Source organism: Leptospira neocaledonica (assembly GCF_002812205.1).
Taxonomy (GTDB): Bacteria; Spirochaetota; Leptospiria; order Leptospirales; family Leptospiraceae; genus Leptospira_B; species Leptospira_B neocaledonica.
Map to the genome: position 1 here is coordinate 110,733 of NZ_NPEA01000002.1, position 24,640 is coordinate 135,372.

General features: G+C 39.2%; 21 protein-coding genes. 13 read left to right on the forward strand and 8 right to left on the reverse strand.

The window, feature by feature from the left end:
- Nucleotides 1-43: 43 nt before the first annotated feature.
- Together CH365_RS02905 and CH365_RS02910 are read right to left on the reverse strand one after the other, a co-directional pair.
- Nucleotides 44-1,624 (reverse strand): DUF2779 domain-containing protein, encoded by a 1,581-nt coding sequence (locus CH365_RS02905; protein WP_100767113.1) that lies wholly within the window; start codon nucleotides 1,622-1,624, stop codon nucleotides 44-46.
- A 48-nt stretch (nucleotides 1,625-1,672) separates the two neighbouring features.
- Nucleotides 1,673-2,830, reverse strand: coding sequence for an ACP S-malonyltransferase (locus CH365_RS02910; protein WP_100767114.1), 1,158 nt, complete (start codon nucleotides 2,828-2,830; stop codon nucleotides 1,673-1,675).
- A gap of 276 nt (nucleotides 2,831-3,106) precedes the next feature.
- Between CH365_RS02910 and CH365_RS02915 the strand changes: the two genes are divergently transcribed.
- The 8 genes from CH365_RS02915 to CH365_RS02950 are packed head-to-tail and all read left to right on the forward strand — an operon-like array spanning nucleotide 3,107 to nucleotide 11,282.
- A complete protein-coding gene (locus tag CH365_RS02915; RefSeq protein ID WP_100767115.1) occupies nucleotides 3,107-4,039 on the forward strand; it encodes an ABC transporter ATP-binding protein in 933 nt (310 codons plus the stop codon).
- Nucleotides 4,040-4,042: 3 nt separating this feature from the next.
- Complete coding sequence (locus CH365_RS02920; RefSeq protein WP_100767116.1) at nucleotides 4,043-4,771, forward strand: ABC transporter permease; 729 nt, start codon at nucleotides 4,043-4,045, stop codon at nucleotides 4,769-4,771.
- Nucleotides 4,768-6,705, forward strand: a complete 1,938-nt coding sequence (locus CH365_RS02925; protein ID WP_100767117.1) for a motility-associated ABC transporter substrate-binding family protein — start codon at nucleotides 4,768-4,770, stop codon at nucleotides 6,703-6,705. Before CH365_RS02920 ends, CH365_RS02925 begins: the two co-directional genes overlap by 4 nt.
- The gene (locus CH365_RS02930; RefSeq protein ID WP_100767118.1) at nucleotides 6,695-7,807 is read left to right on the forward strand and encodes a DUF4340 domain-containing protein; all 1,113 of its coding nucleotides are present in this window, start codon (nucleotides 6,695-6,697) and stop codon (nucleotides 7,805-7,807) included. Before CH365_RS02925 ends, CH365_RS02930 begins: the two co-directional genes overlap by 11 nt.
- Nucleotides 7,807-8,436: a hypothetical protein gene (locus CH365_RS02935; RefSeq protein WP_100767119.1), complete on the forward strand. Its 630-nt coding sequence runs from the start codon at nucleotides 7,807-7,809 to the stop codon at nucleotides 8,434-8,436. The genes CH365_RS02930 and CH365_RS02935 overlap by 1 nt, the downstream gene beginning before the upstream one ends.
- Nucleotides 8,433-9,833: a UDP-N-acetylmuramate--L-alanine ligase gene (locus CH365_RS02940; protein ID WP_100767120.1), complete on the forward strand. Its 1,401-nt coding sequence runs from the start codon at nucleotides 8,433-8,435 to the stop codon at nucleotides 9,831-9,833. Before CH365_RS02935 ends, CH365_RS02940 begins: the two co-directional genes overlap by 4 nt.
- A complete protein-coding gene (gene pheS, locus CH365_RS02945) occupies nucleotides 9,830-10,855 on the forward strand; it encodes a phenylalanine--tRNA ligase subunit alpha (protein ID WP_100767121.1) in 1,026 nt (341 codons plus the stop codon). Before CH365_RS02940 ends, pheS begins: the two co-directional genes overlap by 4 nt.
- A 1-nt stretch (nucleotide 10,856) precedes the next feature.
- Nucleotides 10,857-11,282, forward strand: a complete 426-nt coding sequence (locus CH365_RS02950; RefSeq protein ID WP_100767122.1) for an acyl-CoA thioesterase — start codon at nucleotides 10,857-10,859, stop codon at nucleotides 11,280-11,282.
- 38 nt (nucleotides 11,283-11,320) lie between these two features.
- Here the strand turns inward: CH365_RS02950 and CH365_RS02955 are convergent, their stop codons facing one another.
- Nucleotides 11,321-11,782, reverse strand: coding sequence for an SRPBCC domain-containing protein (locus CH365_RS02955; protein WP_244282973.1), 462 nt, complete (start codon nucleotides 11,780-11,782; stop codon nucleotides 11,321-11,323).
- Between the two features lie 108 nt (nucleotides 11,783-11,890).
- Between CH365_RS02955 and CH365_RS02960 the strand changes: the two genes are divergently transcribed.
- From CH365_RS02960 to CH365_RS02980, 5 genes are all read left to right on the forward strand, one after another.
- Nucleotides 11,891-12,715 (forward strand): helix-turn-helix domain-containing protein, encoded by an 825-nt coding sequence (locus CH365_RS02960; protein WP_244282974.1) that lies wholly within the window; start codon nucleotides 11,891-11,893, stop codon nucleotides 12,713-12,715.
- Between the two features lie 103 nt (nucleotides 12,716-12,818).
- Nucleotides 12,819-14,165, forward strand: coding sequence for a hypothetical protein (locus CH365_RS02965; RefSeq protein ID WP_100767124.1), 1,347 nt, complete (start codon nucleotides 12,819-12,821; stop codon nucleotides 14,163-14,165).
- A 73-nt stretch (nucleotides 14,166-14,238) separates the two neighbouring features.
- Complete coding sequence (locus tag CH365_RS02970; RefSeq protein ID WP_100767125.1) at nucleotides 14,239-15,312, forward strand: SPFH domain-containing protein; 1,074 nt, start codon at nucleotides 14,239-14,241, stop codon at nucleotides 15,310-15,312.
- Nucleotides 15,313-15,314: 2 nt separating this feature from the next.
- Entirely contained in the window at nucleotides 15,315-16,247 is a 933-nt protein-coding gene (locus CH365_RS02975; protein WP_100767126.1) for an NAD(+)/NADH kinase, read from the forward strand.
- 3 nt (nucleotides 16,248-16,250) lie between these two features.
- Complete coding sequence (locus tag CH365_RS02980; RefSeq protein ID WP_100767127.1) at nucleotides 16,251-18,572, forward strand: phosphatase domain-containing putative toxin; 2,322 nt, start codon at nucleotides 16,251-16,253, stop codon at nucleotides 18,570-18,572.
- Between the two features lie 11 nt (nucleotides 18,573-18,583).
- Here the strand turns inward: CH365_RS02980 and CH365_RS02985 are convergent, their stop codons facing one another.
- The 5 genes from CH365_RS02985 to CH365_RS03005 form a co-directional block, all read right to left on the reverse strand.
- Complete coding sequence (locus tag CH365_RS02985; protein WP_100767459.1) at nucleotides 18,584-20,851, reverse strand: ankyrin repeat domain-containing protein; 2,268 nt, start codon at nucleotides 20,849-20,851, stop codon at nucleotides 18,584-18,586.
- Between the two features lie 67 nt (nucleotides 20,852-20,918).
- On the reverse strand, nucleotides 20,919-21,431 hold the full coding sequence (locus CH365_RS02990; RefSeq protein ID WP_100767128.1) for a TlpA family protein disulfide reductase: 513 nt from the start codon (nucleotides 21,429-21,431) through the stop codon (nucleotides 20,919-20,921).
- Between the two features lie 118 nt (nucleotides 21,432-21,549).
- On the reverse strand, nucleotides 21,550-21,984 hold the full coding sequence (locus CH365_RS02995) for a hypothetical protein (protein ID WP_208861158.1): 435 nt from the start codon (nucleotides 21,982-21,984) through the stop codon (nucleotides 21,550-21,552).
- A gap of 55 nt (nucleotides 21,985-22,039) precedes the next feature.
- Nucleotides 22,040-23,305 (reverse strand): acetyl-CoA acetyltransferase, encoded by a 1,266-nt coding sequence (locus tag CH365_RS03000; protein ID WP_100767130.1) that lies wholly within the window; start codon nucleotides 23,303-23,305, stop codon nucleotides 22,040-22,042.
- An 18-nt stretch (nucleotides 23,306-23,323) separates the two neighbouring features.
- Nucleotides 23,324-24,634 carry a 3-hydroxyacyl-CoA dehydrogenase family protein gene (locus CH365_RS03005; protein WP_100767131.1) on the reverse strand — a complete coding sequence of 437 codons (1,311 nt, stop codon included), beginning with the start codon at nucleotides 24,632-24,634 and terminating at the stop codon, nucleotides 23,324-23,326.
- Nucleotides 24,635-24,640: the final 6 nt, after the last annotated feature.

The following is a 24,640-nucleotide window of genomic DNA, read 5'->3' on the forward strand; positions in this document are numbered from 1 at the left end:
TTTGGTTGGAATTCCTACATAAGAATCGATCCGGAAGGATTTCTTATAATTTTTCGGGCCAGTTTAACTTCTGCGCTAAGGCCCTAAGGATTAGAATTAAAGCAAAGGTATCCATCTTGCAATAAGCGATCAGGTCGGACTCAACTCTTTCCCTTTCCTGGTCCGAAACATTCTCCGTTTTGATTCGCAAAAATTCGGAGTTAGCGATATGACCCGCATTGATTGTGAGTTCTTTGTAATTTGCGCCTGTCAAAACGGGAAGGACAACCTTTAAAGAAGTAGTCCCTTCTTGAGCAGGATGATAATAATCGTAATCCCAAAACGGTTTTGCTAGATCAGAAAAATCAGGTTCTATGGATTGGAACCATTCTTTATATTTCGGATAAGCTTGGACGGATTCTTTCAGACAACGTTTTTCAAAACTATCGTTGAATGCGAGGATTGTTCCTCCTGGTTTGATCTGGGAAGATAGTGATTCCAAGATTCCAAGTCTTGGATCCTTATCATGATCATCCAGGTAAGTATATTCTTCCGGTTTTTCTTTCAGGTCTTTTCGAATAACGTGCAAAGAATATAAAAATGGTACATGTTGGAAAGGATGTGTATCTTTGTATACTGGTACCGGAGGATTAATCGTTTCAAAATCCAAACAGTATAAAGGAAATTTTAAGTGATTTAGATAGGACAGGAGTGAGTCTTTATTTAAATATTCCTTTCCTGATTTTATCGCTTCTACTTGTATCTTTTGGCGATGAGTGAATTCGGAATCAGGCTCTATTTCGGAGAGATTTCGAATCCCTTGGTTCCAAAGAGTAAGAGTAAGATCTTTTCCTTCTCGTAGAGTGAATAGGTCTCCCGGAGGAGAATCCGAATAACAGGATTCCGGATGGATACAATTCCTAGGATGATCACAATGTTTTGAGGATGTAATTGAAGGAATTTTATCCTTTTCTAATATTTCTAAAAGTTTGTATGCTTTTTCTTTGGTTTGTTCCAGATTCGCCAAAGTTTCCTTGCTACAATCCTTTTTGTGAAATAGTCGATTCGGATCTATTTCCGCTCCGGTATATGAATACTCTGAACTGATTGTCCAGACTTGGGTAGAATTTACCTTATATCCTGCTTCTTCCAAAACCATTCTGATAAATGAAAGTTCTGAAATATGTGTTCTTTTAGCGGAGGAAGATGCTTTGATAAGAATGACCTGCCAACCTTCTTCCCAGGGAATGAGAAAGTCAGCTCTTGTGTCGAAAAATTTTGTCCGAACGCAAGCACCTTTAATGGGCTGTTTTGAATCTAAATAAGATCTGGTTTTCGCATCCCTGTATCCTGCATGTTTAGCATCCGGAAAAAGATTGCCTGCGATATCTTTGAGTAAGGATTTTTGTTTGGGGGATATGAACTGGTTAGAAATATCAAATTCAGAATGAGGCTCTTTTAGAAATTTCCAAAATTGTAATTCACAATACTGACCGGTTTGGAAAGCGGATCTTCCCAATAGAGGGAGCTCTTTTTCCCTATACGGAGCCAGAACATCGAATAAAAGTTTTCGTCTGAGCGATTCCGGAAAGAGAAAAGACAACCGCCTAATCGAGGTTCTTAGTAATTTAGGAACCGAATCCATGGCGGAGTCTTTTCTTTTCCGACGGGAGAATTCCCGAAGTCGGAAAGTTTAAGCCAAAAGTACCTTTATGTCTTTCGGGCTTGATGCGCTATAAATTTTGTTCTCAGAAGTTCCCAGGTTTGCTTGGGTAAGTTTTTGAGAAACGACACTTGGTCCAAAATCGATACCGACTAACTTAGGAGTTTTGACAAATGTAGAAGTCGCTTTGTCCCAATGAAGAGCTTTGATCAATACTTCTCTGAAAAGAGGTAAGCTGATATCAGCTTCATTTTGGTAATTTCTTCCGTCAAAAATGGAATAAACAGGGATCTTTAACTCGGAACCTTTGTAGCTGAATCCGATTCTCTCCATATCTTTTGGTACAGTCTTTTCGGTCTCGTCCATGATAGGGCAATGGAAAGGTGCAGTAGTTCTCAAGTAGACGAATTTTACTTTTTTCTCATCCATCTCCGCTTTGAACTTTTTGCGGAAAGCAAGAAGAGCTTCTGGAGTTCCGGAAACGATATTGGAATCAGGAGTGTTGAATAGAGAAACATAAATTGCTTTAGTTCCGCTGAGTCCAAGTTCCGTATTGGTGCTTTGAACTCTTTCGGAAAGTTCGGAAGCGCTGTAACCGATGACTGCAACCATTGGAGCAGGTTGTTTGTCTCCGATCTCTTCGTTTCCTTTCAGAACTTCCGCAGAAGGATTATAGATCCCGAAAAGTTCTTGTGCACGGTAACCAAGATATAAAACGAATTTTAAAAATTTGGAGTATTCTTTGTAGAAGTCGGCACCTTCTTTTCCTAAAGAAATTAAAACTGCAGGAATGATCCCTTGGCTATGCCCGGTTGCTCCGCTTGCATTCGCGATTAATTCGGAAGTGGTGAAACCTTTATTAACTAAAGAGACGTAATTTGCAGTTTGAGTGAGGAAAATTCCGACGATGGAGACGGTAGCACTGCAAAGATAGTTTTCATCAGGAGCTGAGTCTGGGTTTTTGATCCAGGACTCGAAATCATATCCTTGAGAGATGATATCTTTGTTTAAGCTAGGGACTTCTTCCGCCAGAGCTTTGAAAGCAGTATCAAACAATTCTTTTAGAGAAGGATCTGTTTCGTAAAGTTTAGAAAGTTCCTTCAACCAAGGAGAACCCTGGCCTCCGAATTGCAAAAATAGTTTATTGCCTTGAGCCTTTGCTTCGTTCAAAAAGTTTGCTACTGCCATACAATGCCTTGTTATAAGTCGTTAGAAGATGCTTTTCTTTTCAGCCTTGGGTTCGCAATTCTTTTTTAACGAGCTTTTTTCCGTCCGTTAGCGTTCGTGAAGAACGACCGTTCCATTAAACATCTGATTATTCCCTTGAAGTCTCTCTAAACCTTGGGGTTCGTCTTTCTCCGGGAAAATGATTGACCTAGCCGGGTCCGCATGAGGTTATTCTTTCCAAAACCCTTCTAATTAGAAATATCTTCCAATCTCCGGTGGGACCGGACAGAAAACAATATGATAAAAGTAAGGAACCTTTCCAAATTTTACGGAGAGAAATTAGCCATTGATCGTCTGAATTTCGAACTCAAAGAGGGAGAAATTGTAGGCTTACTTGGCCTTAACGGTGCTGGAAAAACAACCACGATCCGAATACTCACCGGTTACCTGATGGCAACCGATGGGTTATGCGAGTTGAACGGACTTAACACGTTTGAACATCCTTTGGACGTAAAGAAGAAGATAGGCTATCTTCCGGAAACACCTCCTCTTTATCCGGAATTGACTGTGATAGAATATCTCACATTTGCAGCTCGGATAAAACAGATCTCCGAAGAAGATCTTTCTTCCGAACTAAATAGAGTTTTAGGTCTTACGGATCTAAACCAAGTAAAAGAAAAGGTGATCGAAACTCTTTCCCTGGGATTCAGAAAGAGAGTCGGGATCGCTCAGGCTATTCTAGGAAATCCTGAAATTATTATTATGGATGAACCTATCTCGGGTCTGGATCCAAAACAAATAGTAGAAATTCGTAATTTAATTCACGGCTTAAAGGAAAAGCATACTATTCTTCTTTCTAGCCACATACTTCCGGAAGTTTACAAAACCTGTAATCGATTCCTGTTCTTGCATAAAGGAAGATTGGTATATCAATGCGACCGTCAGGAATTGGAAAGAGAGATGGAAAATCTTTCCGGTCTCGAAGTGACTTTGTCCGGAAAATCCAGATCGGAAACTGAAATCTATTTGAACGGGATCGCAAGCAAGTCAGGTGCTACCTTGAAATTTGTAGGAGAAGATTCCGTAGGTTCTACTTTTCTGGTCAACACTTCCTCCGAAAGGAAATTTAAAGAAGAATTATATTCCGGAATTTCTTCTTCCGGTATCCTGCCTGAATTTATTCGAAAGCAGGATGTGACCTTAGAACAAATCTTTATGAACAAGGTTTAATTCATGTTTCGAAATATTAAATGGATCTTCTTAAAAGAAGTCAGGGTATTTTTCGGTACCTATTTAGCTCCCCTGGTTTTAGGCGGCACTGCGTTCTTAAATTCATTATTCGTATTGATCTTGAATTTTAACTCAGGAACAAATTATACCGAAACAACTATCATCACTTTTATCTCCTTCATGAGCACGATGTTAATCGCGATGTTGATCGTTGCTATGGGCTCTATCACGGAAGAAAAAAACAGAGGAACGTTGGAGTTCCTATTTACTGCTCCTATTTCCGATTTAGAGATCGTAGTAGGTAAATTTTTATTCGGAACATTTGTCTGTGCGATCATCTCGGTCGCGGTTGACGGACTCTTTCCACTCTTCTTATATTTCTTTTGGAAAGCTCCTTTATACATAGTTGCTTCCGGAACGATCGGAGTGTTCTTACTCGGGGTATTTACTTTTGCAGTAGGATTGTTCGGATCCAGTTTGGGAAAAAATCAAATGATCTCCCTTTTGATCTCGATTGCGATCTTATTAACACTTTGGGTAATCGGATACTTCTCCCATTTATTCGATGCTGCTACAAGAAGTGTTTTGTTTCACTTGCATATATTTACTCACTTTATCAGTTTTTCGAAAGGAGTGCTCCCTTTGAGCAGTACTGTTTTCTTTATTAGCGGAACGATTTTCTTTTTGTATCTGACCGTAAAAGTTTTGGAGTCTAGGAGATGGAGAGGATGAAATCAAATCTAATTTCCAGAATTCTTTCCTGGGCATCCATCGTATCTTTATTACTCTTCTTCCCGGTTTATGAGTCATTTTCAAGCACGGGACTCAGATGGGCGATCTCCATTCTTGTAATTTCGGTAATTGCTGGATCGGGAATTCTATCTTATATAGGTTCCAAAAAAGAAGATAAGGAAATCAACTTACTCATCTCTTCCGGATTAGGTATTGTCTCTTTAGGAACTTATTTTCTTAGAGTGTATCTGGAAGATCTTTCTCTTCAAAAAGGAGGAACCGCTCCGATTTGGATCACAAACTTGAGAGAATTCCTACTGGTCTTCTTGGTATTGTTTGTATTAGGAAGTGTATTCTTAGGATTATTGAGAGAATGGGAAAGAAGTTCTTTTGAAAGCCAATCCAGCCTTAAGGGGAGAAAACAAAGTCTCGTTAGGGACTTTTTCCTTGGAACAGGGATACTTCTCCTTATATTAATATTAGCAAATTATATTTCCGTAATGAGAAATCATAATTTTGATCTAAGCTCCAAGGGAGTTCATTCTTTCTCCATTGAGGCCAAAAAGATCCTGAAAGAAATTCCTGAAGGTGCAGAGGTAGACGTAATTGGGTTCTATCCTCGCCCTCTGGACAGTACCGCTAGAAATGCGGACGGAAGTTCTTCTCTCGCTCTAAAAAGAATTCGTCCCGACCTGGAAATTTTACTCAGCCAGTTGGTGTCCATTCATCCAGGATTTAAAGTAAAGTTCATTAACGCGGATGTGGAATTGGACGAGATCGCAGAATTCGGGCAGGTTTCCAACGGGAATGTTTTGATACGTTTTCGTAAAGCGGGTGCAACAGCAGGGCCTTATCCTGAACAAAAGGTCGGAGTAAAAGATAAATCCGAATTAGAAGATCTGGAAAGAAGACTAGTCCAGGCTTTTATGAACGTCACTACGAAAGAAAGAAAGGTGTACTTCACGGAAGCAAATGGAGAAAGATATTCCCAGACTTTCCAAAATCTTCCCAACGAAAAATTGATCCGTTTTGCGGATTCATTATCTTTTTTGAATTTTAAATCCACAGGGATCGGTTTTCAAAACAATTGGCCTCCTAAGATCCCGGATGATGCGGAGTTTCTGGTCATTGCAGGTCCTACCGTTCCATTCTCCGCTGAAGCAAGAGCTTCTATTTTGGATTTTGTTTTTAAGAAGAAGGGAAAACTTTTCGTTACGATTGAACAAAGAGGCGGAGAAAGTTTTGATTGGCTCTTAGAAGCGGCGGGTTATTCTTTTGCAAAAGGAAATCTTTCACAAAGTCCAAGTAGGGCTCCAGGTTTGATCCTGACCAAAGCTTTTAGAGATCATGCAATCGAAGAATCTCTTTCTAAAAAGGATACAGGGATCGTATTTCCTTACGGAGGATATTTCGAACAGAAACCTACTGCAAATCCTTCCGATATAAAGTTAGACGCTTCTATCCTTTTGGAAACTGGCGTTGATGTTTACTTGGATAAGAACGGGAACGGAAAACAAGAGAAGGAAGAAGAGAAAAAAAATGTTCCGATCGCTTTAGTATTAAGAACCAAGTCGGCTTCGCCTGTAGTTCCTCCCGCGGATCCCAATATACCTCCAACAACTTTACCTGAAACAAAATCTGAGGACGAAGGAAGAATCGTAATCTATTCTGGAACTTCTTGGATCACAAACCAATATCTTCCTTACGAAGCGAATTACGAACTTGCCGGTGCTTCGGTGACTTGGATGTACCAAGACGTTAGTCTTCCTGCGATCGCTCCTAAAAAAGAAGAAATTGAAACTGTTTCACTAACGGACGGACAGAAGAGAGCGGTTTGGATCTTGGGAATGTTCTTATTCCCAGGACTCATTGCTGGTCTTGGTTCCATCTATGTGATCAAAAGAAGAAAGGCCGGACAGAAAGATGCGAAATAAACTCTATCTACTCGGCTTAGTTGTCGTTTTACTTTTTTTAGCCTTCTTCCTTTTGGAAAAAACAAAGGAAGATACAACTGAGATAGAATACTGGAAACTTTCTTTAGATAGGATCGAATATTATCCTCCCAGCGAACAATGGGCAGAAAGAACCGGAGAAAAATTTTATCCAAAACCTTTTACGATCTCGGTGAAAGAAGGGATCAAGAAGGGAGAAAAATTTTTTACGGTCTCAAACAAAGACGCTGAAACCGGAAAAGATATAGAATACGAGGGCGGTTATAATTCTGAAAATACCGTCCGAGATTTCGGAACCTATAGAGTTAAAGGAACGGAAGAGATTTTAGAAGGAATACAGATCAAGGAATCCTTACAATTAGGAGAGGATTCTCCTAAATTAGTTTTTTATTCCGGAAATACCTCCAAAACCTTAAGGATCGGAAAAAAACATTCTTTAGGTTCTACCAGAGTGATCTTGCATGAAGGGCCGATCCGTAATATTCTAACTTCTTCTTCTTATCTATTCGATAGATTCCAAAAAGGCCCTCAGGACTTCCGTCAAAAAAGTATTCTGACCTTGAATAAGGAATATGTAAAAGAAATTTCTTATATAGATGAGAATGGTACTTCTATCCGTATCGATAATACTCCCTTCGAATCCAATAGTATTAAAAAGAATCTATGGCGCAGGCTTTCCGGAGAGATTATCTTACTGGAACCTAAACTGGGAGAGGATCTTTATAGATACATGACCGGCTTGAAGATAGAAACTTTTCCAGATGATGAGAGTGGTGCCGGCTTTGGCATTGGAAATATTCTGGCTCCGAGTGCGGAGAAGTCCGAATTTTCTTTAGCAAGTGTAAAGGTTTTGATTTCCGACGGGAATGAAATCGTATATCGTTTTCATAAAGAGACCAGCATAGGGGATAAAAAGCTAACTCCTATAATTCGAATTATAAATTCTAATTTTAAAGAACCTCCGGTTTATGTAATTGCGAATGCGTTTACTCAGATCCAAGCTGCAGCAAATGCGATAAAAAATGCAAATGCAATCGTAAAGCCTGCCAAGGCAAAACCAGGAAATACTTCTCGGAAAAAATAATGTTTTTGATCACTCCGAATTCAGAACTCACGGATGTAGAAAAGTCCAAACTTTCTCTCTTAGAGAAAATTTTTAAGGCTCCTACGGAGGCTTTCGATCTGTATCTTAGAAACGTTTCTCTGGGCAGAAAGGAACTATTAAGATTACATTATGCACTTTGGGTGCTTGCTCCTATTTCCAAAATCGCAGGAAATCTGATCAAAATTATTCTGGATCTGATCTTTGGAGATGAGGTGGATTTTAATCCATTCTCCGGAGTGATCACTTCTCTTATCATATATCCAGTTTTACTTTTAGTGGTTTCTCAGTATGACGTGGTCCGTGTATTTTATAGAAAAGTAGATCGCACAAAAGGTGAAAATTATCCTGCTGCAGATGTTTTGACTCTGGCGTTTTTGGCCTTCTCCGCTTCTTCGGTATTTTGGATCCTTCCGAGTCCGATCAACTTGGGACTGATAGGGATCTCCTTTTTGTATTCGGTTTATCTTTCCTTTATCGGAATGAAAAGAGTAAGCGGTTTAGAATCTAAAGAAATTCTAATATTCTTTCTTTTTGGAACCGCATATCTTTTAAGTATTTCTTTAGTTTTCGTATTCATTTATAATATTATTAGGACTTTGTTAAATTGAAAATCCATCTGATAGGGATAGGCGGGATCGCAATGGGAAACCTGGCTTCCATGTTGAGAAGCCTAGGTCACGAAGTTTCTGGCTCAGACGCCGGGGTATATCCTCCAATGTCCGACAAATTGAAAGAGTGGGGAATTCCATACTCCGAAGGTTTTGATGCGCAAAGAGTCAAAGGCAAAGACCTAATCGTAGTCGGAAATGCAATCTCCAGAGGAAATCCTGAAGTCGAAGAAGTCCTAAATTCCGGATTGGAATATGTTTCTATGTCCGCCGCTTTAGAAAAGTATATTCTTGCAGGAAAGAAAGTAGTAGTAGTCGCGGGAACTCACGGCAAAACGACTACTACATTTTTAATTCATCATTTGTTAAAAGAAGCAGGCTTGAATCCAGGATTATTCGTGGGCGGGATTCGTAAGGATGGATTTCCGGGTTTCGAATTTACAAATGGAAATTATTTCGTAATCGAAGGAGATGAGTATGATACTGCGTTCTTCGATAAAGCTTCCAAGTTTTTACATTATAGGCCCACTTATGCAGTATTGAATGCATTAGATTTTGATCATGCGGATATTTTTAAGGATATCGGCGAGATCGAAACAATGTTCTCCAGATTATTGAGACTCGTACCTGGGAACGGAAAAGTATATTACTGGGCCGGAGCTGCAAATCTAAAAAGGATTTGTGGAGAAGCTTCCAAATTCGTAAAATCGGAAGCATTCGAATTTAACAAAAAGGATTCGATTCTTACTTGGAAAAAGGGAGAATTATACGGCGGAGAGAGACTTCTACGCCCAGGATTTTTCGGGAATCATAATTACAGAAATGCGGAAGTCGCTCTCCGAGTTTGCGAAGAAATATTAAAAAAAGAGAATATTCCTAAGGCAAAAGAAAAATTGCTGGATGCTTTGGAATCCTTCCCAGGTGTAAAACGTAGACAAGAGATACTATTCGATTCTGCAAGAAGTATCCTGATCGAGGACTTTGCTCACCATCCCGTGGCTGTAGAAGAGACCATTCGTTCCGTTAAACAAAGATTCCCAGGTTTTAAAATTATTAGCTTATTCGAACCCAGAAGTGCTACTTCTCACCGAAACGTTTTCCAAAAAGAATACTCTTTTGCGTTTAAGGGTTCTGCGGTAACCATGATTACCGAAATTTATAATCTAAAAAAGGTCTCTAAGGATAGCCGTTTGGACGTGAAAAAGCTGATCCTAAAACTTCCTAAACATTCAGGCACCCTTCCATTTTACTGTAAGGACCCCAAGGATCTGGTCCAGAAAGTTCGGAAAATCCTTCCCCAATTCGAGAAGGATAAAATCCTGATCCTAGCGATGTCCAACGGGGCTTTCGGCGGAATTTATCCTTCTTTGAAGGAATTGGTCGGATCTAGAAAATGAATCTATCGGAAGAATTAGACAAAATTTTTGAAGAAGCGAATCGTTTGATCGGATCTTCCGTGGACGAAGCGGATCTAGACAAAAATAAGAACGAGTATCTTGGCAAAAAAGGGAAACTCACTTCGGTACTTAAAAACCTGGCTTCCTTATCTATCGAAGAAAAGAAAACGGTAGGCCAAAAGGCAAACGATCTTTCTAAAAGTTTGGAAGAGATTGTTTCTAAAACAAGGGAAAATCTCAAGACCAAGGGCTTTAAAGAACAATCCGAAAAAGAATGGTTCGATGTTCTTCGTGCTTTGGGAGAAACTGAGCCAGGCACTTTACATCCTATTACAAAAATACAATATGAGATCGAGGATATATTCACCTCGATGGGTTTTGAGATCTGGGATGGACCAGAAGTAGAAACGGATTTTAATAATTTCGGTGCCTTAAATTTTACGGACGATCACCCTGCTAGAGACATGCAGGATACTTTCTATTTGGAAAATGGAAACCTTCTCCGCACACATACTTCTGCGATCCAAGTTCGTGCATTAAGAAAATTAAAACCTCCTTTTAAGATCATTGGACCTGGCCGTGTATTCCGTTACGAAGAAGTGGACGCTTCTCACGAAACATCCTTCTATCAGATAGAAGGTATGGTGGTAGGGAAAGATATCTCCGCAGGTAATATGCTCTATACGATGGAAGTCCTACTTTCACGAGTATTCGAGAAAGAAGTAAAAACCAGATTAAGACCTGGATTTTTCCCTTTCGTAGAACCTGCATTCGAGTTGGATATCAACTGTCAGGTTTGTGGAGGAAGCGGTTGTTCCGTATGTAAACAATCCGGCTGGTTGGAACTGATGCCTTGTGGTTTGGTTCATCCGAACGTTTTCAAACTAAACGGTTTGGATCCTAAAGAATGGACTGGATTTGCATTCGGTCTCGGACTAGATAGATTAGTAATGATGAAATACGGGATCCACGATATCCGTTATTTACATTCAGGCAATCTAAGATTCTTAAAACAATTCTAATATGATTATCACTCCGATCCAAACCAGATGGAATGATTTGGATCCGTTCGCTCATGTGAACAATGCCAGATACATGTCCTATTTTGAAATAGGAAGAGTGGATTATTGTTCCAAGAAATTTAATACAAGAGATATTTTCGATGTTCCATTCTTACTTGCTAGAATGGAAGTGGATATGCTGAAAGCAGTCGAACTATTTCATCCGATAGAAGTATGGACCTGTGTTTCTAAAATTGGAAATAAATCTTGGGACTTTACTTCTTTGATCCGTCATAGTGAGACCAAAGAAATTTTTACTAAGGCCAAAACGGTCCAAGTATCTTACGATCATAGGAACAAAACTTCGATTCCGATTCCAGATTGGATCCGCAAAATTTTGGAAGAAGATCTGGAGATATTCAAAACCACCTTCGAAAAAGCAGATTGAATTCTCCATTATCATAATCTTATTCGAAACTTAGATTATCAATCTTCTCCCATAGGTAGTTCTAAAGATTTTCCTGTTTCTGCTAAACTTTTAATAGAAGATAAAACTCTCGCCCAGCCTCCGTCCGCAGATCGTTCGTAAGAAGGGTCCCCTTCTTTCATTTTATCGTTCACTAGCTTGAGCCTGGTTAATTTACCATAAGGTTCCAAAGTATATACTGTCCTAGACTCGAAGTTTTTGTAATGTTCTCCGTATACGGAGCCGACTAAAAGAGTCATAGATAGGATTTTATTCGGAACAATTTCCAGAATTTTTCCTTCTACATGGACCGTTTTATCTCCTGAAAGTCCAGGGCCTATGTAAGCGTAATTACTCCCTACTTTGAAATCGGATTCGATTCCACACCCATGAAAAATTTTGCTACTTTCTTCTTTTGAAACTAGAATATTCCAAACCTGTTCAGGTTTAGCTGCGATATAAATTTCATATTTGATTTCCATAGTATCTCCTTGGTCTTGATCCCGTCGACCTTGCACTTGTTCTTGTATGAATAAGAATAACAAAACACTAAACAAAAAGATTGTAAAAACGCGACAAACGTAGAGAATTTGAAAGAAATAAATTCAGGGCCGATCTTGAAAACAGACTTAAACAAACCTAGAGGAATTATTAAATCCATAACAGGAGAGAATTGGAGTTTAACCAGAAGTGCTCCTTCTTCCGGTTTAAGCTTTTTCGTGGAACATTATTGGTCTGTTCGTTGGGACATGAGAGAAGTAGGACCCATGGTCCAAGAAAATCTTCCTCACCCTTCTGTTCATTTGGTCTTCGAAAAAGAGAACACCAAAATTTTCGGAGTGGTAAGTGGCAGATTTTCACAAAGGTTAGAAGGAGAAGGTAGAGTATTCGGTATCAAATTTAAACCCGGAGCATTCTACCCTTTTTATAAAAGATCAGTCTCGGGCATCACTGATAAAACAATTCGAATGGAAGAAGTTTTTGAAACTCCAACAGAACCTTTAGAAAGAGAAGTATTCGAATTGGACTCTGAATCCGACCTGGTACAATTTGCAGAAAATTTTTTATACGAAAGACTTCCTGAGGAAGATGAAACAATCACTTGGATCAATGAGTTGACCGAAAAAGTTGCGAACGATAGATCCATCTTGAAAGTAGAAGATATGGTCAAACTTTCAGGAATGAACAAACGATCTCTACAAAGAATTTTCAATCAATATGTGGGAGTAGGTCCTAAGTGGGTGATCAATCGATATAGAATGTTCGAAATCTTGGATCGAATTACTAAAGATACAGACTGGGTAGAGTTAGCATTGGAGTTGGGATACTTTGACCAGGCCCATTTTATAAAAGATTTCAAAAGAATGATAGGTAAAAGCCCGGAAGAATATTCAAAGAGTATTCCGGAATCTTAAATAGATCTATAACTTCGGGGATAAGTTGGTATTCGTAAGGCAGCAATAAATTCTTTACAAAATCTAAAAATTCCCCATCGTTTGCTTCCTTTTGGAAGTCCCGATGAAACGAATCTTCTTTACGAACTTAATCTTAATCTTCTCTTTTCCTATCTGGTCCCAAACCACCAACCTTTGGCAAACGATCGTCGGAGGAGAGCAATACACAGGTATGGTTGCTAAGGATTGTCCTGAGGATTTACCTGGAAACTTTGTGATGTTAAAAGATGGAGGTTCGGTTATCATCGGATCTGCAAATGATTGTGGAAGGATCGATACAAATTCCCTCGCAGAGAAAAGAAAATATTCTAATGCCTGGGCAACCAAGATAGATGGGAACGGAAATCCTGTTTGGTGGAAAGACTTGTTCACAAGTAAACCGATTGATCTTGGTGGATACACTCAATTCCTCTTGAATCATGAAAGTGTATATTCAAAACTTTCCAAAGAAACTTCGGACGGTGGATTCGTAACTATTGGAACCATGGGCTCCGTTGAAAAAAAACAACTTGTCTTCATGAAATACGATGCTGACGGCAAATTGGTTTGGGACAAATATATTTTACCAAAAGACTTTTGTGATTCTTTCTGCGGAGAAACGGATGTTGGAGTCTATCATCTGCATGAATTATCTAACGGAAAATGGACAGCCATCGTCTCAGTTCAATCGCGTATAGAAAAAGAAACGAAAGAAGGTAATAAAACCACAATTTCAAGTACAATCGAGACAGCTTATATATTTGTCAGATTCTCCAAAGAAGGGGATCTAAAATTTGTAAAACATCTAAAAGATATCAAAAACTTCCCCGAAACAAGTTTAGGATTTTCTGATGGAGGAGTCCTGTTGGCTGAGAATACAAACATCCAGTCCGGAAAAGAATCTCAAAAAGATGTGATCCTTCATAAGATAGATGAAGATGGAAAGCCTGTTTGGAAAAAACAATACGGCAAACCGGGAATAGAAGAATGGGCATCTAGGATTATTTTACTTTCCGATGGAAATTTACTTTTTGCAGGAGCAGTAACTCCATCTCCAAGAAATACTCAGGCCTGGTTTATGAAGTTAAGTCAAAGTGGAGACGTAATCTGGGAAACGGTCCAAAAAATAGAAGGGCTCGGTTTCTTAACGGATATAATTGAAACTCCAGACAAAGATTTTATGGCTCTTTCTGCAGATGGAGAAGGTCCTTTACGTTTGGTAAAATTTTCAGTCGAAGGAAAAAAACTTTGGGAGAAAAAACAAACTAAAAGATTATATTTAGCTTATCGTATCCTGAACGTTCCGGATGGGTTTATCATAGTGGCTTATACTAAAGGAAAGCCTACGATTTATACGGATGCAATTTTGATTCGAACCGATAAGGAAGGAAATCTTTCTAAAGAAGCGGTTCGAAAGAATTTTCCAAATTAGAAAATTTAATAAAAAATCCTTTTCAAGTTAATGGTATAGGAAAGGATTTCAATCCTTTCTAGTCAGAGGTCCTATGTTCGGTATTCGTTTTATTAAAACTCGTCCTATAGATTACGTTTTGTTATTTCGTTCTGGCAAGATAAGAAAGCAAGGCGCGGGTTTAAGTTTTTTCTATTATGCCCCATCTTCTAGTTTGGTGATTGTTCCTGCAGATACCAGGGATTCACCTTTTATATTTAAAGAAAATACTTTAGATTATCAAGAATTGGATATCCAAGGGCAGGTAACGTATAGGGTATTAGACCCGGGAAGATTAGCATCTCTTCTGGATTTCACCGTGGATATTTACGGCAGATATTCCGGAGACGGCATCGAAAAATTAGATCTAAGAATGACTAATTTAATTCAAGTTGCCGTTCGCGAAAAATTCAGATCTTTAAACCTTACTGATGCTTTGGCCTCGGCCGGTACATTGTCTGAGCCGGTATTAGAACGGCTTAGGCAAAATCCGGCGTTAAAGGAATTAGGGATAGAAGTTTTAGATTTTTCTATCTTAAGAATTAGCCCTACTCCAGAAATTGCAAGAGCTCTAGAAGCGGCTGCACGTGAAAATTTGTTTAAAACAGCGGATGATGCTATTTATCAAAGACGAAACTTCGCATTAGAGCAGGAAAGAAAGATCAAAGAAAACGAATTGCAAACTCAAATTGCTATTGAAGAAAAAAATCGGACGATTCGGGAAACTCAGATGAACGCCGAAATCGCAGTCCAAGAAAAACAAAAATTAGTGGAAGAAGCTAAGATGGATTCTGTCCAGGCGGTAGAAAGGAAAAGAGCGGAGATAGAAAGTCTTAAATTATCCTCACAAATAGATCTAGAGAAGAAGAAAAAGGATCTTGTGGAATTCCAAACTAAAAACCTATTAGAATTTTCTAAAGCGAGAGGCCAGGCAAGTAAGGAAGAGCTTTCAGCACTTAAAGACTTATCCCCTGAAATATTGGAAGTTCTGGCCACGGGAAATATGGATTCATCCAAATTAATTTCGAAAGCAATTAGAGACCTGGCAAAAAATGCTAGCAAGATCGGGAACCTGAATCTGTCACCAGAGCTGATGACTTTGTTAATCAATAAAGATAAAGGGAAATAATTTTGTCATTCGACCGGGTGGTAATAGTCACTCGCCAAACACGTTTAGAAGAAAGTATTAAAAGATTTAATACTAAAGCGCAGGCGAGCTTTTTTGTTACCAAAAGAGGCCAGTCGTTTCAAGACTACGAGTTGGAAGACGATAATTATCACCAAGCTAGAGATTTAGTGATTCGTAGTTTGGATCCTGGAGTTAAGTTTCATGTAATGGATCGTTCTTTTTTACCGAATTATCTTTTCGGTAAAAATGATTTAGTGATTACGCTAGGTCAGGATGGATTAGTGGTAAACACTGCGAAGTATCTAAATGGGCAGCCGATTCTTGCCTTTAATCCAGATCCGGATCGATTTGACGGCGTCTTACTTCCTTTTTTGACCAACCAAGCTCCCGATATAATGAAGTCAGTCTTTTCGGAAAAAATAAAAACTCAAAAAATTTCAATGGCGGAAGTTTCCTTAACCGACGGACAAAAACTTTTTGCGTTCAATGACTTTTTTATCGGCCCAAAAACCCAGAGCACTGCACGTTATACGATCAAGTATAAAGGAAAAGAAGAAAGGCAAATTTCCAGTGGAATTATAGTGTCCACTCCTGCAGGAAGTACCGGCTGGATGAGTTCACTCTTCAATATGAGTTCAGGATTGGCCAAATTTTCGAATAAACAATCGGTTCCTCTTCCTTCTAGAATTCCTTGGGAAGAAAAGAAATTATTGTTCGCGGTCAGAGAACCTTTTAGAAGTAAATGGAGTGGCACTGATTTAATTGCAGGCATTCTTCATGAAAAGGAAAAGATATTAATAGAAAGTCATATGCCCGAAAACGGCACCATCTTCTCAGACGGTATGGAAAGCGATTTTTTAGAATTTAATTCTGGAGCAACGGCTCAGATCCAGTTGGCTGAAAAAACCACCGAATTGATCGTTAAATTAGGTTAAAAAATGGGAAAGGGAATCTTAATCACTCAATGCCTTCAGAATGATTTTGTGGAACCGATCCAAAAATACGATCCGGTTCCTAATATGCTTCATGTGGGATATGGTGAAGCTTTACGATTGATGGGAGAAATTCCGGAAGAAGGGCCGGTCCTTTCTTTTATGGAATGGGCGTACTCGGAACCGGAAGAGAAGTTGGAGATCGTACATATACGAGATTGGCATGATCAGAATGATCCGAATCAAAAGGATCATCTTTCTCAATTTGGTCCTCACTGTATTAAAGGAACTCACGGTTCTGAGTTCGTATTTCAAAATTTGGAACAAAGATCTTCGCGCATTTCAAAAATAATAAACGCTTCCGGTTTAAACGATTTTTATAAGACGAATTTGGAAGAGGTTCTTAATCCTTTTTCCGATCGAGAAATGAATGTGGGACTCGCTGGGGTCTGGACTGAAGCAAAAATTACATATCTTGCATATGAATTAAGAACTAGATACCCTAAGTTTAGGGTCGGGATTTGTAGCGCTTTGACTGCAAGTTCCTCTAGACATATGCATTACGTTGCTTTAGATCAATTAAAAAGTCTTCTTGGATTAGAGGTTTATTCTTCCTTAGGAACATTCTCTGAATTTTTAACCGGAACAGTTCCTTTAATCGCACATAAAAATACAATACGCGAAGAATCCGTAAAATTCGAATTTGATGATAAAATTTTCTTAAAAGAAGAAGATCGTAAAATCTTATTTTATCTTTTTAGAGATTGTAGATCCGTTACTTTCGAATGTTTGGACGGAGGTTTTTCCGGAAATGTAGTACTAAGAGCCAAAAGTGTAGACCAACTAGGCCATTCCCAAGTTCCTACGGTTATAAAGATCGGAGAAAGGAATCCGATTGCCAAGGAGAGAACGTCTTTCGAAAGAATCGAGGAGGTATTAGGAAATAACGCGCCTAGGATTGTAGATTTTGCGGAGATGGGAGACCGAGGTGGGATCAAATATAGATATGCCGCGATGTTAGATGGTAAGACTCAAGTTTTTCAGGAATTGTATGAGGCTTCGGAAGAAAATTCTGAATTGTATCCGATTTTGGAAACTGTTTTCAAAAAACAATTAGGTCGTTTATATGATGCTGCCGAACCTGAAAAATTGAATCTTCTAGAATATTATGATTTTCAATCTAAGTACTCTGCAGGTGTAAGAAAAAGAGTACAGGAACTTGTATCCGATCCCTTAGGATCCGATACCGTCCAACTTCCTTTAGGAAGAAAAGTTTATAATGTATGCAATTTTTATGAAAAAGATCTGCTAAAGCTCAAAGAATACGGTTCAATTCCGCATTATCTTTCATACGTTCACGGAGACTTGAATGGCAGAAATATAATAATAGATCCTCAAAAAAACGTATGGCTAATCGATTTTTTTCATACCCATAGAGGTCATGTTCTTCGAGATCTTATAAAGTTAGAGAATGATGTATTATATATATTTACTAAAATAGAAGAAAATGAATTAGAAGAGGCCTTCTCTCTTAGCGACTTGATTTTATCTCAAGCAGACTTAGGAGTTCCGCCGGATCCAAAAGAAGAAGTCCGTTTTCTTTCGAATAAAATTCGCAAAGCCTATAAAACGATTTGTAAATTACGGTCCTTTTATCCGAATCTGATCCGATTCGATAGAGATCCTTATCAAACTTATGTAGCGATCCTAAGATATTCAATGCACACCCTTTCTTTTGATGAGTCTTCCAGATTACAAAAGATTTGGGCCTTGTATACCGGTTCGATTTGCGCCGAAAAAATAAAACAATTCATATTAAGCTCTAAACGATTGAGGATCGATATGTTGGATCTGGGCGAAAACAAAGGAAGATTGGGACTTACGATCCTTCCGGGAAGAAGAGACAGAGATCGCGATTTAGAAGAAGATATTCAGACTATTAAAGAAGAAAATATGAATACGGTAGTCTCTTTATTAACTGGTAACGAATATCAGGAGTATGGAGTTCCGGATCTTAAAACAGAATATTATAAAAATGGATTAGAGCCCATTCTTTTTCCGATTTTAGATCAAAGGATTCCTGATCGAATGTCATTGGAAGATTTATTGAACAGAATGGATTCTGTTTTATCAGAAAAGAAAAATGTCTTAATACATTGTGTAGGTGGCTTGGGAAGATCCGGAACTGTTGCCGGCGCATATTTGATTAGAAAATTAGGGTATTCTGCAGATCAAGCGATTAGAACCGTTAGATCTGCTAGATCCGAAAGAGCAATTGAATCTAGAGAGCAGGAAGAATTTCTGAGGAGATTTGCCTCCTCAAAATAATTTCACCGATTCTACTCAACGCAATTTACCTGGCATTCTGCTCCTGCTTTTTTTAGAATCTTTACTATATTCGGATTTTCATACCGATTTTTTTGAACCGCCCAATCCATAGGCGTCCAACCTATATTATCTTTTTCGTTTACTCTTGCACCAGCTTGGATCAAAAGTTTTAAAGATTCCGGATCCCCGCTTTCTGCCGCTTTATGAACTGGAGTCCAGCCCTCATCATTCTTTAGGTTTAAGTCAGAACCTCTTTGTAAAAGTAATCTTGTGATCTCAGGAAACTGAACAGCTAAATGTAATGGTGTCATTCCATCATTTCGAGTCGCATTCGGATCAGCTCCGGATCTTAGAAACAAGGTGCATAACTCATAGAAACCATGGAGCACAGCTCTATGCAAAGGTGTTTCGCCGTCTCCATTTTTGGAATTTAACGCGGCTCCGATTTGCAAAAGAAATGAAGATACTTCATAATATCCGAAACCTGCAGACTTATGTAAGGGGGTATTGTCCAAATAATCTTTTGTATTCGGATCGGAACCTCTTAATACAAATCGATTGATATCATCTATCTTTCTTTGGCGAACGGATTCAAAAAAATCCGAGTCCAAACTTGCATCGGTTTTGATGAAACGTCTTAAAATTTTTAACGAATCTGGGCTGATTAGGATCGTATCGTTTTCTGCTAATCTTTGAGCAGCGTTTTTGCCTGAGCCTGAATGAGTAGAATTCGGGTTGGCTCCTAACTTGATGCAAGTATCCACTTGAGTTCTGGATTTTTTATCGATTCCTTCATGAAGAAGAATATCTGCTGTTTCCTGATCAAATAAGTTCTTACCAACCTGAGGTGCCGCCTTGGTCCGAAAATGATTGAAATACTTGATCTGTTCTTCTGAAACAAATTCGGATCTAGCCAAAATTTCCAGGATTTGTTTGAAACCTTCGCCTATCTTCTCAATATAATTTTTTTTACGATCCGGGTCGGATTCTAAGGCTTCTGCTAAAAACGATTTTTCTAAACTTTGATAGAGTCCGGAAAGTTTGCTTTGTAGATAAGATCTTCCTGTAGTTTCGGAAGTCAGGATCTTTCTTTCCACTCTCGATTTTAAAGCGGAAGACTCGGGTCCTGACTTTAATTTGATAAGCTCGTTTCGAACAGATCGATAATTTAAGATTGCTCCGCTAAAATCGAAATCGGCATAGAGTCTGTCTCCTTCCTTTTCTTGGAGACCGAAGATCAGAAAATTCAATTTTTCTATTCGGTCATCTAATGCCTTTTCGAATTCGGACAACCGGAATGAAGAAGGTGTCTTGGTTACGTATTCTTTTTTGAGATCTTTATATTCTTCGTTTAATCTTGTCAAAAAAGAGATCTCTCCTCCTTTCTGAGCGGATAAGTCTATTTCGGAAAACTTATTCTTATATATTAGAAAATAAGAATTCGATATTTTTCCCCTGATATTTTTTAGATAATCCGACATCTCCGTTTTGGATTTTTCCGAAAGTCTTTGTTCAAGGGCGTTTAGGGTTTCTACATATTCCGGAATGGACTTTTCATAGAGTTTTTCTTTTACCAGATCATCCGCTTTGGAAAGTTTAGGCCGGATCGTTTCTATAAAACTTTTAGCACTCTGATCCTCTATTTTGAAATTTAAAACATTGATCTCTCCAGTTTTATCGTCTTGGACTTTAAAACTCGGAAATTCTACCTTCTCTACTACTCCCGGAAATGCTGCAGCAAAATTGATCGCGTATCTTGGATCGATTAGTTTACGCCCAGCTTCGGAAGAATAATAATCAATTTGGTATTCCGGAAATTCCAGATCGAAAGAAGTTTTAATCGTATAAGTGAGCGCGACCGAATCCCTTTTTTGAGATCTCAAATTGATTTTATAACCCTTATTAGAAAGAAAGATCGTTCCTGAAATCAATTCGTCCGCGTCGATCGCATCTGCGATTTGTTTCATACAGATCTCGTCGCTACAGTTCAACTTTTGGCTTAGTTCGACTTGTTTGAGAAGGGCAGCTAAAGAATCATCATCGGCTATATTAAATTTTCCTTCATAATTTTTTAATATAGAATTAATGATTCCGTTCCTAAATCTACTTTCTAAGTATTTCGGGACTCCATTTTCTAATTTGAGTTTATGGATATAAATTTTTTGGACCGAATTATCTTTTGAAAAAAGTTCAGAGCCGGAGAGAAGGAAAATTAAAAAGATACAAGCAACTTTTCTGAAAGCGGTCTTTGCTGGAATTCCTATAAAACGGGTCTGCATAGTAGAATTCACACTAGGGTCAATCGATAACTGAGTTCGCGATTTTACAGAAAAATCTCCCAAAGGATTATCTCCTGTTTTCCAGAACGGAAATCATTTTGGACCAGTTTTCTTTAGTGTATCCGTATTCTTTGAATAGGACGTTTTTCTTTTGAACAATGATCGTGGTAGGAGTTCCAGGGAAGTCTAAAATTCGCATACTTGTTTGCAAGCTGTCAAAATATAAGGAGGCTTGTTTTTTAATCCCAAGTTCATTCGCTAATTTGGAAACAGAATCAGGATTATCTCCTACAAAAACGATCCAAAGATGTAATTTTGTTTTTGGATGAGAGCCGTTCCATTTTTTAGAATATTCTAATAAATTCGGGACTTCTTCCTTGCAGGGAGGGCAATCGGAACTGGTGAGATTTAGAATGACCAGATCTTCTTCCTGGATTTGGCTAAGTTCTTGGTATAATGTTTTTCTTTCTAGATCCAGGGAGTAGAGAGGAATGTTCGGAATCTCGTTTTGATCTTTTGGACCTGCTGTCAGACCATTAAAAGAAAATAATGAGATTAGAACCCAGAGGATCGTTTTCATACAAATTCAAAAAGAGGATTTCTCTTTTAAAAATTGGACCCTGCCTGGTCTGGATTTACTCCCAGGGTTTTTGGATTTAGAACAAAGTCCTAAAAATTCGGAACGGATTTTAGGTCAGTTAATCTTCTTCGCTTGAGAAGGTAAAAACGAAACAAGATAATATGCTTAAAACTGTTTGGTAGAATACCCAAAGCCAAACCAGTTTTACAGGAAAGGCTCCCGTAAATTGAGAGATTGCCAAAGCTGGAGCGACAAATGCGGCGATCGAAAATATAATCCCTGCAAGAAGTCCACCAATGAGGCCATACGGTAATGCTGGTTTAACAAGAGATATTAATATTCCAATGAAGAATACTTCTAAAACGTCTGCAACGATAGGTCCGATCCAAAATACCTGGGACATAGGAACGAAGAAGTTCTTTAAGTTTGGATCAAAATAGAAAGTGGAGAATAAAAGAGTTCGAAGAGAAACAGAGGCGACTTCCCAAAAGCCTAGAGCTACGAAAAATCTAAGTAAGAATTGATTCCAATCTTTTGCCGTGCGTAAACCCATATAAACGAAAAGCCCGGGAATACCGGGCTTTTCCATTCTTTTTTGTAGAAAGAATTTATTTTCCGACTACGAACACGTAATTGGTGGTTGCTGATCCCCCGATATTGAGCATCAGTCCATTTTTTGCGCCTTCTACTTGGTAATCACCAGCAGTTCCGGTAACTTGTTTGTAGATGTCTAACATCATTCTCACACCGGAAGCTCCCACTGGATGTCCCGCTCCGATAAGTCCACCGGATGGGTTGATCGGTTTTTTACCGTGGAAGTCGATCACTCCGTCTTCGATTGCTTCGTGTTCTTTTCCAGGTTGAGTGATCCCGAATGCGGAGATCGCTGCATACTCGGAAGAAGTGAAACAGTCGTGAGTTTCGAAAACGTCTATGTCTTTAGTGTTTAGACCTGAACGATCGAAAGCATCTTTAACGGTTTGGCGAGTCCAAGGAAGAACCCATTTGTCTCCTTTAGATTCTGCAACTTTTGCTTCGAAAGTGATTGGAGCAACTCTGTGTCCCCATCCTTTGATCTTAGGATAAGCAGAAAGTTTAGTTCCTTTTTTCTTAGCGAATTCTTCTGCGTAATTCTTGTTAGCAAGAACCACTAACGCAGCACCGTCAGTTACCTGAGAACAATCGGTGATCGCAAGGCGTCCACCCACTGCCATATTGAACTCTCCGCCTCTTGCGTTTGCATGTTCATTGTTCATGAACCAAGAACGGGTTTGAGCTTTAGGGTTACGTTTTGCGTTTGCGTAATTAATTCTAGAAATTTCCGCAAGTGCTCCCATATAACGTTTTTCATCTAACTTATAACGCTCTAAAAGAACGTCTGCGAGTTTTCCGAAAAGTTTAGGGAATGGGAATTGAACTCCCTTAGCTTCTTTTTCGTAATAAGCTGCGGTTCCTAAGAAGTCTCCTCCTACGGAAGAAGAAACAGTCTTCATGATCTCCATACCCACAACAATCGCTACATCATAATCTTTAGAGCGAAGTTTGGTTTGAGCAGCGTCGATAGCAACAGAACCGGAAGCACAAGCAGCTTCATAACGAGCGCCTGGAACTCCGAAGAAACAAGGATCTACTTCAGTTAAGAAAGCGCCCAAATGCCCTTGGACTGCATATTGTTCCCCATCAAAGTTTCCTACGAAAACTCCGATACGATTTTGTTTGTTTAACTTTTTGATTTCGTCAGGAGTAAGACCAACTTTTTCTAGTCCGTCTTGAACGGCTTCCCTGAACAAGGACATGAAGGTTTTTCCTTCTTTAGTCCAGTTACGTTGGAAGTCTGTTTGCTCTCCGCCGAGTACGTAAACTGCATCTTTCATGTAATCTTTCCTCCCTTATTATCCTTTAAAAAGAGAACGAGCGTCTAAAACATCTTTCAATTGATAGAAAGGTTTTCCCGCTTTTGCTTTTGCCAATACTTCCGGAACAGGAAGTTTCGCCTTAGTGATTAGACTGATTGCTTCCTTAGGTCCGCCTAAGAAGTCTACGAATGCAGATGCAGGCGCCCAGTTAAATCCGGTTCCCATCGCAAGGTCGGTCATTTCTTTGCTTTCCACAACTTCTCCTACGAGGGAGAGAGAGTAGCTTATGTAACGAGCGATGAAGTAACGAGCGATATCTGCTTCCAGACCTTTCGCTTCTTTTACGATATTCATTGCGCCGATATAATCAGCTTCGCCGATCCTGCGGTTTGCTTCTTTGATAAAAGGAATATCGAATTTAGGGACCGGAACAAACAGGTCACCTTTGATATCATAATACAATTTTTCCTTTTTACCGTCAGGAGTTTTGGTCATCTTATAAAGACCTTGTCCGGACTTTCTTCCTAAGTCGCCTTTATCGATCAACTTTTGGAAATAACCTGGAAGTTTGAAGGTAGAATGTGCAGCGTCTTTGGTCATCTCATAGAGGTTGTCTACGATTGCCTTGTGAACATCCAAACCAACGAAGTCAGCAGTGTCCAGAGGAGCCATTGCTCTTCCGGTGTATCCGCTCATGATCGCGTCGATAAGTGCGATACCACCTTTGTCGGAATATTCTTCCGCTTTGATTGCGGCTTCGTTGATCAACTGGAATCCGATTCTGTTTCCTGCGAATGCAGGAGTGTCGTTTGTATAAACTACAGCGCGTCCCAGAGTTTTGTCTAAATACTCTCCGAGTTTTTTAGTAACTTTTTTATCGTTTCCTGCATGAGTTACTAATTCGCAAAGGATCATTTTATACGGAGGGTTGAAGAAGTGAGTTCCGTAATAATGTTTTTTACCGTCTTCGTCGAAAGCGTCAGCTAAACGAGCGATAGAAAGACCGGAAGAAACAGTGGATACGATTGTGCCCGGTTTACGAGCTTTCGCGATCCTTTTGTTGATCGGTTCTTTTACTTCATAACTTTCTGCAACAAGCTCGAAAACCCAATCGGATTCGGAGACTGCTTTTTCCAGGTCTTGGTCATAAGAACCAGGAATTAATCTAGGACGGATAGTGTCCGTCTTGATGGAAGAAATAGCTTTTTCGATCCCTTCTTTGGCTTTGTTAACGTCACGGGCTAACATATGGACTTTTGCCTTACCAAATGCAGCCACGATAGCTGCGGATCCGGCGCCCATTGTCCCATTTGCGCCAAGAACGGTTACGGTTTTGATTTCCCTCATGGAATT

Bases quoted from the DNA above. Each gene is read 5' to 3' on its own strand.
- CH365_RS02905 (WP_100767113.1), bottom strand. From the start codon at position 1,624: ATGGATTCGGTTCCTAAATTACTAAGAACCTCGATTAGGCGGTTGTCT.
- CH365_RS02910 (WP_100767114.1), bottom strand. From the start codon at position 2,830: ATGGCAGTAGCAAACTTTTTGAACGAAGCAAAGGCTCAAGGCAATAAA.
- CH365_RS02915 (WP_100767115.1), top strand. From the start codon at position 3,107: ATGATAAAAGTAAGGAACCTTTCCAAATTTTACGGAGAGAAATTAGCC.
- CH365_RS02920 (WP_100767116.1), top strand. From the start codon at position 4,043: ATGTTTCGAAATATTAAATGGATCTTCTTAAAAGAAGTCAGGGTATTT.
- CH365_RS02925 (WP_100767117.1), top strand. From the start codon at position 4,768: ATGAAATCAAATCTAATTTCCAGAATTCTTTCCTGGGCATCCATCGTA.
- CH365_RS02930 (WP_100767118.1), top strand. From the start codon at position 6,695: ATGCGAAATAAACTCTATCTACTCGGCTTAGTTGTCGTTTTACTTTTT.
- CH365_RS02935 (WP_100767119.1), top strand. From the start codon at position 7,807: ATGTTTTTGATCACTCCGAATTCAGAACTCACGGATGTAGAAAAGTCC.
- pheS (WP_100767121.1), top strand. From the start codon at position 9,830: ATGAATCTATCGGAAGAATTAGACAAAATTTTTGAAGAAGCGAATCGT.
- CH365_RS02950 (WP_100767122.1), top strand. From the start codon at position 10,857: ATGATTATCACTCCGATCCAAACCAGATGGAATGATTTGGATCCGTTC.
- CH365_RS02955 (WP_244282973.1), bottom strand. From the start codon at position 11,782: ATGGAAATCAAATATGAAATTTATATCGCAGCTAAACCTGAACAGGTT.
- CH365_RS02965 (WP_100767124.1), top strand. From the start codon at position 12,819: ATGAAACGAATCTTCTTTACGAACTTAATCTTAATCTTCTCTTTTCCT.
- CH365_RS02970 (WP_100767125.1), top strand. From the start codon at position 14,239: ATGTTCGGTATTCGTTTTATTAAAACTCGTCCTATAGATTACGTTTTG.
- CH365_RS02980 (WP_100767127.1), top strand. From the start codon at position 16,251: ATGGGAAAGGGAATCTTAATCACTCAATGCCTTCAGAATGATTTTGTG.
- CH365_RS02985 (WP_100767459.1), bottom strand. From the start codon at position 20,851: ATGCAGACCCGTTTTATAGGAATTCCAGCAAAGACCGCTTTCAGAAAA.
- CH365_RS02990 (WP_100767128.1), bottom strand. From the start codon at position 21,431: ATGAAAACGATCCTCTGGGTTCTAATCTCATTATTTTCTTTTAATGGT.
- CH365_RS02995 (WP_208861158.1), bottom strand. From the start codon at position 21,984: ATGGGTTTACGCACGGCAAAAGATTGGAATCAATTCTTACTTAGATTT.
- CH365_RS03000 (WP_100767130.1), bottom strand. From the start codon at position 23,305: ATGAAAGATGCAGTTTACGTACTCGGCGGAGAGCAAACAGACTTCCAA.
- CH365_RS03005 (WP_100767131.1), bottom strand. From the start codon at position 24,634: ATGAGGGAAATCAAAACCGTAACCGTTCTTGGCGCAAATGGGACAATG.